The 13,459-nt window shown below is 71.0% G+C and carries 12 protein-coding genes and 2 tRNA genes; 7 read left to right on the plus strand and 7 right to left on the minus strand.

The features are described 5' to 3' along the window. The first annotated feature begins 82 nt into the window (after nucleotides 1–82). From ACFYZZ_RS27980 to ACFYZZ_RS27995, 4 genes are all read left to right on the plus strand, one after another. Nucleotides 83–2,998, plus strand: coding sequence for a UPF0182 family protein (locus tag ACFYZZ_RS27980; protein WP_389181899.1), 2,916 nt, complete (start codon nucleotides 83–85; stop codon nucleotides 2,996–2,998). Nucleotides 2,999–3,039: 41 nt separating this feature from the next. After that, nucleotides 3,040–3,113 (plus strand) — tRNA-Met (locus ACFYZZ_RS27985). Nucleotides 3,114–3,318: 205 nt separating this feature from the next. Continuing rightward, the gene (locus ACFYZZ_RS27990) at nucleotides 3,319–5,130 is read left to right on the plus strand and encodes a tetratricopeptide repeat protein (RefSeq protein ID WP_389181378.1); all 1,812 of its coding nucleotides are present in this window, start codon (nucleotides 3,319–3,321) and stop codon (nucleotides 5,128–5,130) included. A 68-nt stretch (nucleotides 5,131–5,198) separates the two neighbouring features. Continuing rightward, nucleotides 5,199–5,272, plus strand: a tRNA-Met gene (locus ACFYZZ_RS27995). A 111-nt stretch (nucleotides 5,273–5,383) separates the two neighbouring features. On the opposite strand, the gene ACFYZZ_RS28000 is transcribed toward ACFYZZ_RS27995, so the two are convergent. The 3 genes from ACFYZZ_RS28000 to hisN all read right to left on the minus strand — a co-directional run bounded on the left by ACFYZZ_RS28000 (nucleotide 5,384) and on the right by hisN (nucleotide 7,250). Next, complete coding sequence (locus ACFYZZ_RS28000; RefSeq protein WP_386578237.1) at nucleotides 5,384–5,800, minus strand: Fur family transcriptional regulator; 417 nt, start codon at nucleotides 5,798–5,800, stop codon at nucleotides 5,384–5,386. A gap of 90 nt (nucleotides 5,801–5,890) precedes the next feature. Then, nucleotides 5,891–6,283 carry a cyclic nucleotide-binding/CBS domain-containing protein gene (locus ACFYZZ_RS28005; RefSeq protein ID WP_389181381.1) on the minus strand — a complete coding sequence of 131 codons (393 nt, stop codon included), beginning with the start codon at nucleotides 6,281–6,283 and terminating at the stop codon, nucleotides 5,891–5,893. Nucleotides 6,284–6,449: 166 nt separating this feature from the next. Next, the gene (gene hisN, locus ACFYZZ_RS28010; RefSeq protein WP_389181384.1) at nucleotides 6,450–7,250 is read right to left on the minus strand and encodes a histidinol-phosphatase; all 801 of its coding nucleotides are present in this window, start codon (nucleotides 7,248–7,250) and stop codon (nucleotides 6,450–6,452) included. 178 nt (nucleotides 7,251–7,428) lie between these two features. On the opposite strand from hisN, the gene ACFYZZ_RS28015 reads away from it, so the two are divergent. Next, nucleotides 7,429–8,040, plus strand: coding sequence for a TetR/AcrR family transcriptional regulator (locus ACFYZZ_RS28015; RefSeq protein WP_386578240.1), 612 nt, complete (start codon nucleotides 7,429–7,431; stop codon nucleotides 8,038–8,040). A gap of 100 nt (nucleotides 8,041–8,140) precedes the next feature. Here the strand turns inward: ACFYZZ_RS28015 and ACFYZZ_RS28020 are convergent, their stop codons facing one another. From ACFYZZ_RS28020 to ACFYZZ_RS28035, 4 genes are all read right to left on the minus strand, one after another. After that, nucleotides 8,141–8,464, minus strand: a complete 324-nt coding sequence (locus tag ACFYZZ_RS28020) for a multidrug efflux SMR transporter (protein ID WP_100828151.1) — start codon at nucleotides 8,462–8,464, stop codon at nucleotides 8,141–8,143. Nucleotides 8,465–8,548: 84 nt separating this feature from the next. Then, the gene (rsgA, locus tag ACFYZZ_RS28025; RefSeq protein WP_389181387.1) at nucleotides 8,549–9,559 is read right to left on the minus strand and encodes a ribosome small subunit-dependent GTPase A; all 1,011 of its coding nucleotides are present in this window, start codon (nucleotides 9,557–9,559) and stop codon (nucleotides 8,549–8,551) included. A 16-nt stretch (nucleotides 9,560–9,575) separates the two neighbouring features. After that, the gene (gene aroA / locus ACFYZZ_RS28030; RefSeq protein ID WP_389181390.1) at nucleotides 9,576–10,916 is read right to left on the minus strand and encodes a 3-phosphoshikimate 1-carboxyvinyltransferase; all 1,341 of its coding nucleotides are present in this window, start codon (nucleotides 10,914–10,916) and stop codon (nucleotides 9,576–9,578) included. Between the two features lie 28 nt (nucleotides 10,917–10,944). Continuing rightward, nucleotides 10,945–11,667 carry a M50 family metallopeptidase gene (locus ACFYZZ_RS28035; RefSeq protein WP_389181393.1) on the minus strand — a complete coding sequence of 241 codons (723 nt, stop codon included), beginning with the start codon at nucleotides 11,665–11,667 and terminating at the stop codon, nucleotides 10,945–10,947. A 105-nt stretch (nucleotides 11,668–11,772) separates the two neighbouring features. On the opposite strand from ACFYZZ_RS28035, the gene ACFYZZ_RS28040 reads away from it, so the two are divergent. Both ACFYZZ_RS28040 and ACFYZZ_RS28045 read left to right on the plus strand, forming a co-directional pair. Further along, on the plus strand, nucleotides 11,773–12,588 hold the full coding sequence (locus tag ACFYZZ_RS28040) for an SOS response-associated peptidase (RefSeq protein ID WP_389181396.1): 816 nt from the start codon (nucleotides 11,773–11,775) through the stop codon (nucleotides 12,586–12,588). A 10-nt stretch (nucleotides 12,589–12,598) separates the two neighbouring features. Then, nucleotides 12,599–13,225 (plus strand): alpha/beta family hydrolase, encoded by a 627-nt coding sequence (locus ACFYZZ_RS28045; protein ID WP_389181399.1) that lies wholly within the window; start codon nucleotides 12,599–12,601, stop codon nucleotides 13,223–13,225. The last annotated feature ends 234 nt before the right edge of the window (nucleotides 13,226–13,459 follow it).

Here is a 13,459-nt window from a genome sequence, read left to right on the forward strand (position 1 = left end):
ACGGGGGGCCACGGAGGGCCCGCGAACACGAGGGCCTGACGGATCGACAGCGAACTTCGAGGTGCGCACCTTGGCTTTCCAGATGCCGGACCGCGGCGGAGGCCCGACGGGGCCGCGGATCAGAGCGGGCCGCCCGTCCCGGCGCGCCCGGACCCTGCTCATGACGCTGGGCGTCCTGTCCGTCCTCGGCATGGCGTTCACCATGTTCGCGGGCTTCTGGACGGACTGGCTGTGGTACCGGTCGGTGCACTACTCGTCCGTGTTCACCACGACCCTGTCGACCAAGATCGGGCTGTTCTTCGTCTTCGGTCTGCTGATGGCTCTCGCCGTGGGCTTCAACATCTGGCTCGCGCACCGGCTGCGGCCCCCGCTGAGCGCCATGTCCATGGAACAGCAGAGCCTGGACCGCTACCGGATGGGCATCGCGCCGTACAAGACGTGGATGCTGCTCGCCGTCACCTCCCTCGTCGGGCTGATCGCGGGTGCCTCGGCCTCCAGCCAGTGGCGCACCTGGCTGATGTGGGTCAACGGCGTGCCCTTCCACCAGAAGGACCCGCAGTTCCACCTCGACGTCTCCTTCTACGCCTTCGACCTGCCCTGGTACCGGTTCCTGCTCGGCTTCGGATTCGCCACCGCGATCCTCTGCCTGATCGCCGCCGCGCTCACCCACTACCTGTACGGCGGGCTGCGGGTCACCAGTCCGGGCGCGCGCGCCACCGCCGCCGCGACCGGGCATCTGTCGGTGCTCCTCGGCATCTTCGTGGCGCTGAAGGCCGTCGCCTACTGGCTCGACCGGTACGGCCTCGCCGTCAAGTCCAGCGACTTCAAGGCGACCGGCAACTGGACCGGTCTGCGCTACGTCGACGCCAACGCCTATCTGCCGGCCAAGACGATCCTGTTCTGCATCGCCGTCATCTGCGCGCTGCTGTTCTTCGCCACCCTGTGGCGGCGCACCTGGCAGCTGCCCGTCATCGGCTTCGGCCTGATGGTGCTCTCCGCGATCCTGATCGGCGGCCTGTACCCGGCCATCGTGCAGAAGTTCCAGGTCCAGCCCAACGAGCAGGCCAAGGAAGCCCCGTACGTCCAGAAGAACCTCAAGGCGACCCGTGAGGCGTACGGCATCGACGACGCCAAGGTCACCGAGTACCCGGGCAAGTCCGGCACCACGGACAAGACCAAGCTGCGCGACCAGGTCGACGACACGGCCAGCATCCGCATCATGGACCCGAACGTCGTCTCGCCGACGTTCCAGCAGCTTCAGCAGATCTGGAACTACTACGGGTTCCCGACCAACCTCGACGTCGACCGGTACGCCAAGGACGGCAAGGACCAGGACACCGTCATCGGTCTGCGCGAGCTGAACCTGGACGGCATCCCGAAGAACAACTGGATCAACGACCACTTCCGTTACACGCACGGCTACGGCGTGGTCGCCGCCAAGGGCACCGAGGCCGACTCCGGGGGCCGGCCGGTCTTCACGGAGAAGAACCTGCCCTCCGAGGGCGACCTGGGGACGTACGAGCAGCGGATCTACTACGGCGAGAAGACCTCCGCGTACTCGATCGTCGGCGGTCCCCAGAAGGAGATCGACTACTCCGACGACAAGGGTGCGAAGACCACCAGCTACACCGGCAAGAGCGGCGTCAACCTCGACAACCCGATCAACCGGGCCGCGTACGCGGTGGCGTTCAACGAGCCGCAGATCCTCTACTCCGGTGCGATCGGCAAGGGCTCGCGGATCCTGTACAACCGCACGCCCAAGGCCCGCGTCGAGGCGGTCGCCCCCTGGCTGACCATCGACGGCGACGCCTACCCCGCCGTGGTGAACCACCGCATCCAGTGGATCGTGGACGCGTACACGACCACGAACGGATACCCGTACGCCTCCCGTACGACCCTCGGTGACACGACGGCCGACTCGCTGACCGCGACCAACAACTCCCGTGCGGTGGTGGCCCAGCAGAACCAGGTCAACTACATCCGCAACTCGGTGAAGGCGACCGTCGACGCGTACACCGGCGAGGTCACGCTCTACCAGTGGGACACCAAGGACCCGGTGCTGAAGACCTGGATGAAGGCCTTCCCCGGCACGGTGAAGTCCCGCGCGGACATCTCTCCGGACCTGATGGCCCATCTCCGCTACCCGCAGGACCTGTTCAAGGTCCAGCGCGAGCTGCTCACCCGCTACCACGTGACGGACGCGCAGACCTTCCTCAGCGGCAGCGAGGTGTGGGAGGTCCCGGACGACCCGACCAACGACTCCGGCAGTGCGGTGCCGCCGTACTACCTGAGCATGAAGATGCCGGACCAGGCCGCGCAGGCGTTCTCGCTGACGACGACGTTCACACCGAACGGGCGGGACAACCTCAGCGCGTTCATGTCCGTCGACTCCGATCCGCGGGCCAGTGACTACGGCAAGATCAGAGTCCTGAAACTGCCGACGAGCACGACCGTCGACGGACCCAAGCAGGTCCAGAGCCAGTTCAACTCCCAGGCGGACATCGCCGAGACGATCAGCCTGCTGAGCAGAGGCCACTCCAAGGTCGAGTACGGCAATCTGCTGACCGTGCCGCTGGACGGGGGCCTGCTGTACGCGGAGCCCGTCTACGTACGCGGCGGTGAACTCAAGTACCCCTTGCTGCGCAAGGTGTTGGTCACCTACGAGGGCAAGACCGCCTTCGAGGACACCCTGGACGCGGCGCTCAACAAGGTGTTCGGAGTGCAGGGCACGACCACCCCACCCGATACCGGCACCACCAACCCGCCCGGAGCCGGCAACCCGACGGTGAAGCAGGCGCTGGAAGACGCGCAGAAGGCCTTCGCCGCCGGGCAGCAGGCCCTGAAGGAGGGGCCGGACTGGGAGGCGTACGCCAAGGCGCAGAAGGACCTGCAGGACGCGCTGAAGCGGGCCGAGGACGCACAGTCCAAGGCCGACAAGACGGCTGACAGGACAACCGACAAGACTGCAGACAAGGCAGCAGACAAGAACACGAGTTGATCAAGGCCACTCTGCGCCGTGGTACTGTTACCAGGCAACGGCGCGGGGTGGAGCAGCTCGGTAGCTCGCTGGGCTCATAACCCAGAGGTCGCAGGTTCAAATCCTGTCCCCGCTACTGAAGTCGAAGGCCCGGATCCTGAGGGATCCGGGCCTTCGTGGTGTGCGAACTCATGTACAGGCGGGGAAGTACGGCCGCGCCGCCATGGGGAGTTGGGCGACCTGTGTTTCACTTATCTCTCTGTGGGCATGTCGACAAAACGCTGAAGTGACCTCACGGGCTGCGGTATACCGGGTGTACCCAGGTTGCAGGTGGTGCGACGATGGATGTTATGGGGGAGAAGGCAACTCTGTTCGAGACAGGGCGATTTGTGCAGCCTTCGAGTGAGGAGCCGACGCGGGACGAGATGGGCGACATGGGGGAAGCCGCCGAGGAGGTACGCCTCCGGCTCACCGCTGAGACCGGCGACACCGAGGCGATGAGCGTCCTCGGTGCCATGCTGCTGCGCCGCGGTGATCTCGACGGAGCCGAGCCCCAGCTGCGTGCCGCCACCGCGGCCGGGGACCGGGCCGCCGCCAACAACCTGGGTGTCCTCCTGCACCAGCGCGGCTACCCCGAGGAGGCCGCCGGCTGGTGGCGGATCGCCGCCGTCGCCGGTTCGGCCGCCGCCGCGCACGCGCTCGGCCGGCACCACCGTGAGCGCGGGGACGAGCCCGCCGCCGAGTACTGGCTGCGCCAGTCCGCCGAGCAGGGCCATGTGCTGGGCGCGTACGCGCTCGCCGACCTGCTGGAGCACCGCGCGGACGCCGGCGCCGAGCAGTGGATGCGGGCCGCCGCCGACCGCGGGCACCGCGAGGCCGCCTACCGGCTCGCACGTGCGCTCGACCGCAGGGTCGCGCACGAGGACGAGAGCGGGGCTGACAACGCTGTCGCGGAGATCGAGCAGTGGTACCGGCAGGCCGCCGCGCGCGGTCACCGGCGGGCCGCGCTGCACCTCGGCGCGATCCTGGAGAAGCGCGGGGAGCTGAAGGAGGCCGGGCGCTGGTACCTGACCTCCGCCAAGGACGGGGAAGCGCGCGCCGCCTGCGCGCTCGGGTTCCTGCTGCGGGACGCCGGGGACACCGAGAGCGCGGCCGTGTGGTGGCTCAGGGCCGCGCAGGACGGCGACGGCAACGCGGCCAACGCGCTGGGCGCGCTGCACGCCGAGCGCGGGGAGACGCAGACCGCCGAGCGCTGGTACCGGGCGGCGCTGGACGCCGGGGACGACAACGGGGCGTACAACCTCGGGCTGCTCTGCGCCGAGCAGGGGCGGACCGCGCAGGCCGAGCAGTGGTACCGGCGGGCCGCCTACGCCGGGCACCGGGAGGCGGCGAACGCGCTGGCCATCCTGCTGCTCCAGGGCGGCGACACGAGCGGGGCGGAGCCGTGGTTCTCCAAGGCGGCCGAGGCCGGGAGCGTGGACGCCGCGTTCAATCTGGGGATCCTGCATGCCGGGCGGGGCGAGGATCGGTTCGCTCTGCGCTGGTACGAGCGGGCGGCCGCCGCCGGGCACACCGAGGCCGCGCTGCAGGTCGGGATCGCACGGCTGCGCGAGGGTGACGAGCCGGAGGCCGAGCGGCATCTGCGGTGCGCGGCCGGCGGCGGCAGCGCCGAGGCGGCGTACCGGCTGGCCACCGTGCTGGACGCGCGGCGGCCGCCGGAGCCCGCGCACGAGCTGGGCGAGGTCGTGCACGAGAAGACCGAGTGCGAGGAGTGGTACGAGCGGGCGGCCTCCCAGGGGCACCGGCGGGCGCAGGTGCGGGTGGGCATGCTCGCGGCGGCCCGGGGTGACGTGGTCGAGGCGGCGCGGTGGTACCGGGCGGCGGCGGAGGCCGGGTCGCGCAACGGGGCGTTCAACCTGGGGCTGCTGCTGGCCCGGGAGGGCAGCGAGCCGGAGGCGGCCGTGTGGTGGGCGCGGGCCGCTGACGCGGGGCACGGGCGGGCGGCTCTCCGGCTGGCCCTCGTCTACGCGCGTCGCGGGGAGCTGGCCGAAGGGCAGAAGTGGGCCGACCGGGCGGTGGCGCTCGGGCCCGCGGAGGTCGCCGAGCGGGCGGGGCGGTTGCGGGACGCGCTGCGCGAGGAGCTTTCCGCGTGACCCCGGCCACCTCGCCCCCAATCGATTTGCTTCGGCGGGCTGCCCTCACGTAATGTCGTGTTCACCGACGCGGGGTGGAGCAGCTCGGTAGCTCGCTGGGCTCATAACCCAGAGGTCGCAGGTTCAAATCCTGTCCCCGCTACTGAAGGCCCAGGGCCGGAATCCAGAGATGGATTCCGGCCCTGGGTGTGTTCATGGGCAAGAACGAGTGTTCATGAGCAAGAAAAAAGGGGGGCTTGCGGCCCCCCTTGTGTCACGCGCCCGCGCAGTTCGGGCACAGTCCCCGGTACGTCACCTCGACGTCCGACACCGTGAAGCCGAAGCGTTCCGTGTCGGGGAGGTCGGCGAGCGGGTTGCCCGTGGGGTGCACGTCACGGATCGCGCCGCACTGGGCGCAGACCAGGTGGTGGTGCGGCCGGTGCGCGTTCGGGTCGTACCGCTTGGCGCGCTTGTCGGTGGTGACCTCGAGCACCTCGCCGAGGGAGACCAGCTCACCCAGCGTGTTGTAGACGGTCGCCCGGGAGATCTCCGGCAGCTTCACGACGGCCCGCGCGTGGACCTCGTCGGCCGTCATGTGGACATGCTCGCCGTCGAGAACCTCGGCCACGACACGCCGCTGCGCGGTCATCCGCCATCCGCGTCCGCGCAGCCGTTCCAGAAGGTCGCTCATACCGACCAGTGTAACGGAATCGAGACCAGGTTCTGAACGGGTGTGACTTTGGAATGCTGATTGACTTGGACTAAGTCCAATGTTGGGCTCTCATGCGGGCACCTGCTGCCGTGCCGGCGCCCAGCAGCGGATGATGTCGCGGACCGAGACGATGCCGGCGGGCTCGCCGTGATCGAGGACGACCAGATGCCGGAAGCCGCCGTGCGCCATGGCGCGGGCCGCCTCCTCCAGGGTCCAGGTCGGGGCCGCGAAGACGACGTCGGTAGTGGTGTGGGCGTGGATCAGCTCCGCGTCCGGGCTCTGGCCGAGGCCCACGGAGTTGAGGATGTCGCGTTCGGTGATGATGCCGATGCCGCCGGCGTCGGGGTCGAGGATCACGGCGGCGCCGACGCGACGGGCGGACATCAGCGCGGCTGCCTGGCGGAGGGTGTGGTTGGGGCCGAGGGTGAGGACCATGGTGCTCATGGCGTCACGGACGAGCATGGGATGGGCCACCTCCTAGGGGAATCCCCGGAACCGCGGCACCGGCCGTCAGTTCAGAGATTCACAAGTTCACAAGTGGGGGTGGGCTCAGAGTGCCAGGTAAAGGGCGGGTCAACAAGAGGGCGCGCGTGGCCAGTTGAGGGCGTGCGCGGGCTTCTCTCCTTGCTCAGTAGCGCTGGCTGAGGTACCCCAGCAACTCGTCGTGCAGCAGTCCGTTGGACGCGGCCGCGTCGCCGCTGTGCGGGCCCGGGCGGCCGTCGAGGCCGGTGAAGGTGCCGCCGGCCTCGGTGACGATGATCGCGTTGGCGGCCATGTCCCACAGGGACAGCTCCGGTTCGGCGCAGAGGTCGACCGAGCCCTCGGCGACCATCATGTACGGCCAGAAGTCGCCGTACGCGCGCGTGCGCCATACCTCGCGGGTGAGGTCGAGGAAGCCGTTCAGGCGGCCCTGCTCCTCCCAGCCGGAGAGCGAGGAGTACGCGAAGGAGGCGTCCGAGAGCTTGCCGACGCGGGAGACGTGGATGCGGGTCGCGGCGGACAGGCTGCGGCCGGTGAACGCGCCGTGCCCCTTCGCGGCCCACCAGCGGCGGCCGAGGGCGGGGGCGGAGACGACGCCGACGACGGGGTGGTAGCCGCCCTCGCCCGCCTCCATCAGGGAGATGAGGGTGGCCCACACGGGGACGCCGCGGACGTAGTTCTTGGTGCCGTCGATCGGGTCGATCACCCAGCGGCGCGGGCCCGTGCCCTCGATGCCGTACTCCTCGCCGAGGATCGCGTCCCGGGGGCGGGCGCGCTGGAGCTGGCCGCGGATCAGCTCTTCCGCCGCCTTGTCCGCTTCGCTCACCGGGGTCATGTCCGGCTTCGTCTCCACCTTCAGGTCGAGGGCCTTGAAGCGGGCCATGGTGGCGGCGTCGGCCGCGTCCGCGAGGACGTGGGCGAGGCGGAGGTCGTCGAGGTAGTCCGGCATGTGAGGAACGGTATCTGCCGAGGGGGAACGGGGCTATAGGGGGCCTGAGGGACAGGAGCGGGGGAACTTCCTTCGGTGCATCGGCGACCGAGGGCGCCCCTCCGCACCACCGCGAACCCTTGACAGTGCATGTACGCGCGTCAAATCTGGGCGCAGAGTTGCTCGCCCCAGGGAGGCGATGATGCCTGCAGCCCGGGAATCGCTACTGGACGCCGCCTACACGGCGCTCGGGCGCCGACCGTGGTCCGCGGTGCGGATGGTCGACGTGGCAGCGTCCGCCGGGGTGTCCCGGCAGACGCTGTACAACGAGTTCGGGAGCAAAGAGGGGCTGGCCAGGGCGCTGGTGCGGCGGGAGGCCGACGGGTATCTCGCCGGGGTGGAGCGGGCTCTCGCCGCGCACACCGACCCGCGGGACCGGCTGACCGCCACCGCCGAGTGGATGGCGGCGGCCGCCCGGGACAACGCGCTGGTGCGGGCCATGCTCACCGGCTGCTGGAGCGAGCGTCTGCCCACGCCGACCCTGTCCGCCGTGCCGTCCTCCTCCGCCGTACCCGCGCAGCGCCGGGCGGACGGACCGCTGCCCTCGCCCCGCGACTTCGTGCAGATCGTGCGGGACCGGGCGGTGACGGTGCTGGCCGGTCCCGCCGCGGCCGCGGCGGACACCGCCGAGCTGGTCCGCTCCTGCGAGCTGGCCGTACGGGTCGCCCTGTCGTGCGTCGCGGCCCCGCCGGGGGAGGGCGCGGTGGCCGAGCTGGTGCGCAGCGCCCTGGTCCGGCAGCGCGTGGGCTAGGGGGCCTGCCCGGCGCGTCCGGGCGAAGGGCCCCTGTGTCTGTGCGGCAGATCACGCCGGAAGGCCGAGGGGCCGTCCGGCGAGCCGGGCACGGAAAGGCTCAGTGCGCCGACCCCGACAGCTGCAGGCCGATCACGCCGACGATCACCAGGGAGATCGAGACGATCTTCAGGGTCGACACCAGGTCGCCGAGGAAGACCATGCCGTAGATCGCGGTGCCCGCCGCGCCGATCCCGGTCCACACCGCGTACGCAGGGCCGACGTCGAGCTTCTTCAGGGAGAGGGTCAGCAGGCCGAAGCTGCCCAGCGCGAAGGTGGCGAACGCGACCGTCGGCCACAGGCGGGTGAAGCCGTGGGAGAGCTTGAGGCACACGGCGAAGCCGGTCTCCAGAAGCCCGGCCACGATGACCAGCAGCCACGCCATGTGCTGTCCTCCCGTAGGTCCGGCCGTCCGGCTGGGTGCGCTTATGCACTTACCGTCCCGGCACCCCGGCAAACAACGCGATGCTCAGTCGCCTTCCCGGCGCTCCCGCGTGGCCAGCAGCCGGCGCAGGGAGAACAGCCGCGCCGGGTCCGCGTGACCCTCCTCGACCCACGCGTCCAGCGCGCAGTCCGGCTCGTCGTGACTGCACGCGCGCGGGCAGCCCTCGGTGCCCGGTTCCAGGTCCGGGAAGGCGTGGATCACCCGGGACGGGTCGATGTGCGCGAGACCGAAGGAACGCACGCCCGGGGTGTCGATGACCCAGCCGTTCGCACGGGGCAGCGGCAGCGCCAGCGCCGAGGTGGTGGTGTGGCGGCCGCGGCCGGTCACCGCGTTGACGTGGCCTGTCAAACGGCGGCGGTCCTTCGGCACCAGCGCGTTGACCAGCGTCGTCTTGCCGACGCCCGAGTGGCCCACGAAGGCGGTGATCTTGTCGTCCAAGTACTCGTGCACCCGGTCCGCCGCGTCGCCGTTCTCCAGCTCCTCGCGGCTGGTGACGACGTAGGGGATGTCGAGGTGGCCGTACAGCTCCAGCAGCTTGTCCGGCGGGGCCAGGTCCGACTTGGTCATCACCAGCAGCGGTTCCAGACCGCCGTCGTAGGCCGCGACCAGACAGCGGTCGATCAGGCGGGGGCGGGGTTCAGGGTCCGCCAGGGCCGTGACGATGGCCAGCTGGTCGGCGTTGGCGACGACCACCCGCTCGTACGGGTCGTCGTCGTCGGCCGTACGACGCAGCAGCGAGCTGCGCTCCTCGATGCGGACGATCCGGGCCAGGGTGTCCTTCTTGCCGGACAGGTCGCCGACGAGGGCCACCCGGTCGCCCACCACGGCCGCCTTTCGGCCCAGTTCGCGGGCCTTCATCGCCATGATGGGACGGTCTTCGACCAGGCAGGTCAGCCGGCCCCGGTCGACGGTGAGGACCATGCCCTCGGCCGCGTCCTCGTGCTTGGGCCGGATGTTCGTGCGCGGCCGGTTGCCCTTGCGGTTGGGGCGGCTGCGGATGTCGTCCTCGTCGGTGTGCTTGCCGTAGCGGCGCATGGTCCCAGTCCGCCCGTCAGTTCCCCAGCATCCCGGTCCACAAGTCGGGGAAGTCCGGCAGGGTCTTCGCCGTCGTCGCCACGTTCTCGATCTGCACGCCCTCGACCGCCAGGCCGATGATCGCACCGGCCGTCGCCATGCGGTGGTCCTCGTAGGTGTGGAAGGTGCCGCCGTGCAGCGGGCGCGGGCGGATGTGCAGGCCGTCGGCCGTCTCGGTGACGTCGCCGCCGAGTTCGTTGATCTCCTTGGTGAGCGCGGCCAGCCGGTCCGTCTCGTGCAGCCGCAGATGGGCCACGCCACGGAGGGTGGAGGGGGAGTCCGCGAGGGCCGCGACCGCCGCGATGCCCGGGGTCAGCTCGCCCACGTCGCCCAGGTCGACATCGATGCCGTGGATGGCGCCCGAGCCGGTGAACTCCAGCCCGTACTCGGTCAGTTCGCAGGAACCGCCCATCTCGGTGAAGATCTCCCGCAGCCGGTCACCCGGCTGGGTGGTGCGGGCCGGCCAGTCCGGGATCAGCACCTTGCCGCCGGTGACCAGGGCGGCCGCCAGGAACGGCTGGGCGTTCGACAGGTCCGGCTCGATCGTCAGGTCCCGGCCGAGCAGCGCGCCCGGCGTCACCCGCCACACGTTCGGCTCGCCGCCCGACTCCGGGGTGTCCACCTGGGCGCCGACCGCGCGCAGCATGTCCACGGTCATCCGGATGTGCGGCATGGAGGGCAGGGACGTGCCGGTGTGGCGGACCTCGACACCCTGGTTGAAGCGCGGGCCGGACAGCAGCAGCGCCGAGACGAACTGGGAGGACGAGGAGGCGTCGATCGACACCGGGCCGCCGTCCAGCGCCCCGCCGCCGTGCACGGTCAGCGGCAGCGCGCCCCGGCCGTCGTCGTCGATCCGGGCGCCGAGCACGCGCAGCGCGTCGATCACACCGTGCAGCGGGCGCTCGTACGACCGCGGGTCCCCGTCGAACCGGATGGGACCGTCGGCCAGCGCGGCCACCGGCGGCAGGAAGCGCATCACCGTGCCGGCGTTGCCGACGTCGACGGTGGCCGGACCGCGCAGACCCGTGGGCAGCACCCGCCAGGCCTCACCGGAGCCGTCCGGGCCCCCCGCGACGGAGGAGCTGGATGACACGGTCTCCTCGATCTCCACGCCCATGGCCCGCAGGGCACCGGCCATCAGCAGCGTGTCGCGGGAGCGCAGCGGGCGGCGCAGCCAGCCGGGCTCGGACGCCAGGGCGGCGAGCACGAGGGCGCGGTTGGTGACCGACTTGGACCCGGGCACGTGGACCGTCGCGTCGACGGCTCCGCTCGCGTGCGGGGCGGGCCAGAGGGCGGGGTGGGCGGTGTTCGGGGCCATAGGGCCACTTTATAAGGAGGGCCCGGCGTCAACCTTCCAGCAGCCAGCGGCCCCCACCGATGAGCGAACTCAGCGACACCGCGTGGAACAGGAACAGCCACAGCCCCGCGGGTACGTGCGTCAGCCGCGACAACTGGTCCGCGTCCGAGTCCCCCGCGCCTCCCCGCGCCCGCTTCGCCTGCAGCTCGAAGGGCGGCCGTACGCCCCCGAACAGCAGGAACCACACCACCGCGTACGCGAACGCCGCCTGCACCTGCGTTCCCGCCAGCCAGGACACCAGCAGGAAGGCACCCCCGGTGAGGACCACGGTGAGGACTCCGTACGCGTTGCGGATCATCACCAGCATCACCACGAGCAGCGCGGTCGCCGCCCACAGCAGCAGCGTGATGTGGCCCGCGGCCAGCAGGGCGGCGCCGCCGAGGCCCAGCAGCGAGGGGGCCGTGTAGCCCGCGGCCGCGGTGAGGATCATGCCGAGGCCGTACGGCTTGCCGCGGCTGACCGTGAGGCCGCTGGTGTCCGAGTGCAGGCGTATGCCCGTGAGCTGCCGGCCCGTGAGCAGGGCCAGCAGCCCGTGGCCGCCCTCGTGCGCGATGGTGATCGCGTTGCGCGAGAGCCGCCACAGGGAGTGCGGGACGACGGCGGCGAGGGCGGCGACGAGGGTGGCGAGCACCACCCACAGGTCGGGGTCGGGCTGGGCGCCGGTGAGCCGGTCCCAGAGGTCGGGCAGCGCGGTGGCGGCGAGGCTGTCCATTCTGGTTTGTGGCTCCCTGTCGTCGAGATCAGTAGGGGTCGGCGCGAAGCGCCGTCGTTGAGGGGTGGTGGCCGGGTGACGGGTGGGCCTGGCAGTGTGGCACGTATGTGCGGACGGTATGCATCCAGTCGTAGGCCCGAGGATCTCGCAGGAGTCTTTGAGATCGAGAAGTGGGAGCCCGAGGAGACCCTGGAGCCGGACTACAACGTGGCTCCGACCAAGGAGGTCTACGCAGTCCTGGACCGCCCCCTGAAAGACGCGCCCGAGCCGCGGCCGGTTCGGCAGCTGCGCAGGCTCAAGTGGGGACTGGTGCCCTCCTGGGCCAAGACGCCCGAGGGCGGCGCCCGGATGATCAACGCGCGCGCGGAGACCGTGCACGAGAAGCCGGCCTACCGCCGTGCCTTCGCCGCCCGGCGCTGCATCCTGCCCGCCGACGGCTACTACGAGTGGGTCACCGCCAAGGAGGAGCGGGAGCTGGAGGTCGAGGGCAAGAAGAAGCGGCCCCGCAAGCAGCCGTACTTCGTGCTGCCCGCCGACGGCTCGGTGTTCGCGATGGCCGGGCTGTACGAGTTCTGGCGGGACCGGACCCTGCCCGACGACCACCCGCAGGCCTGGTGGGTCACCTGCTCGGTGATCACCACGGAGGCGGAGCACACCCCGCTGGCCGTCGCCCCCGCAGAGGGCCCGCACACCCTCGCCGAGATCCACCCCCGGATGCCGCTGATGCTCACCCCGGACCGCTGGGACGCCTGGCTGGACCCGGCCCGCACCGACCCGGACGACCTGCGCGAGCTGCTCGCCCCGCCCCCGCCCGGCCTGATGCGCGCCTACCCGGTCGCCACGGCCGTCAGCAACGTCCGCAACAACGGCCCGGAGCTGCTGAAGGAACTGGAGGCGCCGGAAGTGGGCACCCTCTTCTAGCCTTCATAACGTGATCGAGATTGTCGAGACCGACGCCGGGACCGCCCGCATCACCTGGCACCGGGCGAAGAAGGCGCGGCTGGTGCTGGCCGTGAGCCACGGGGCCGGCGGTGGTGTCGAGGCGCGGGACCTGCAGGCGCTCGCCCAGGTGCTCCCGGGGCACGGCGTGACCGTGGCCCTCGTCGAGCAGCCCTGGCGGGTCGCGGGCAGGAAGGTCGCGCCCGCGCCGAAGACCCTGGACACCGGTTGGCGCGGCATCTGGCCCGCGCTGGCCGGGATGGCGCTGCCGGTGATCTCCGGCGGCCGCAGCGCGGGCGCCCGGGTCGCCTGCCGCACCGCGACCGAGCTGGGCGCGCACGCCGTGCTCGCGCTGAGCTTCCCGCTGCACCCGCCGGGCAGGCCGGAGCGCTCCCGCGCCGACGAGCTGCTCGGCGCCGGAGCGCCCACGCTCGTCGTCCAGGGCGGAAACGATCCCTTCGGCAAGCCGGAGGAGTTCCCCGAGGGGGCCTACGAGCTGGTGGAGGTGCCGTACGGCGATCACGGGTTCGCCGTGCCGAAGCGCGCGGAGATCACGCAGGAGCGGGCGCTGGAGATCGTCACCGGCGGTGTCGTGGAGTGGGTCGCGTCACTCGGCTGACCCCCGGGAATGTTGCACGGTGGAGTGCTGTTGTGGCGGACAGAAGTGCTGAAGCACCGGCACCGACCGTCGTAGAGAGGAAGTCCGCCGCATGGGTTCGACCATCTGCCCGAGCCGTAGCAGCCGCCTTGACCTGGACTGGACGGTGCTGCACGCGGCCAAGGCCGCTCCTATTCGAGCGGCGGCAGGCACGGGTCGTGTTCTATCCTCCGAAACGAGTGGGATCGGTTTCGG

Origin of the sequence: Streptomyces sp. NPDC001816 (assembly GCF_042892235.1) — a bacterium.
In the GTDB taxonomy this organism is placed as follows: Bacteria; Actinomycetota; Actinomycetes; order Streptomycetales; family Streptomycetaceae; genus Streptomyces.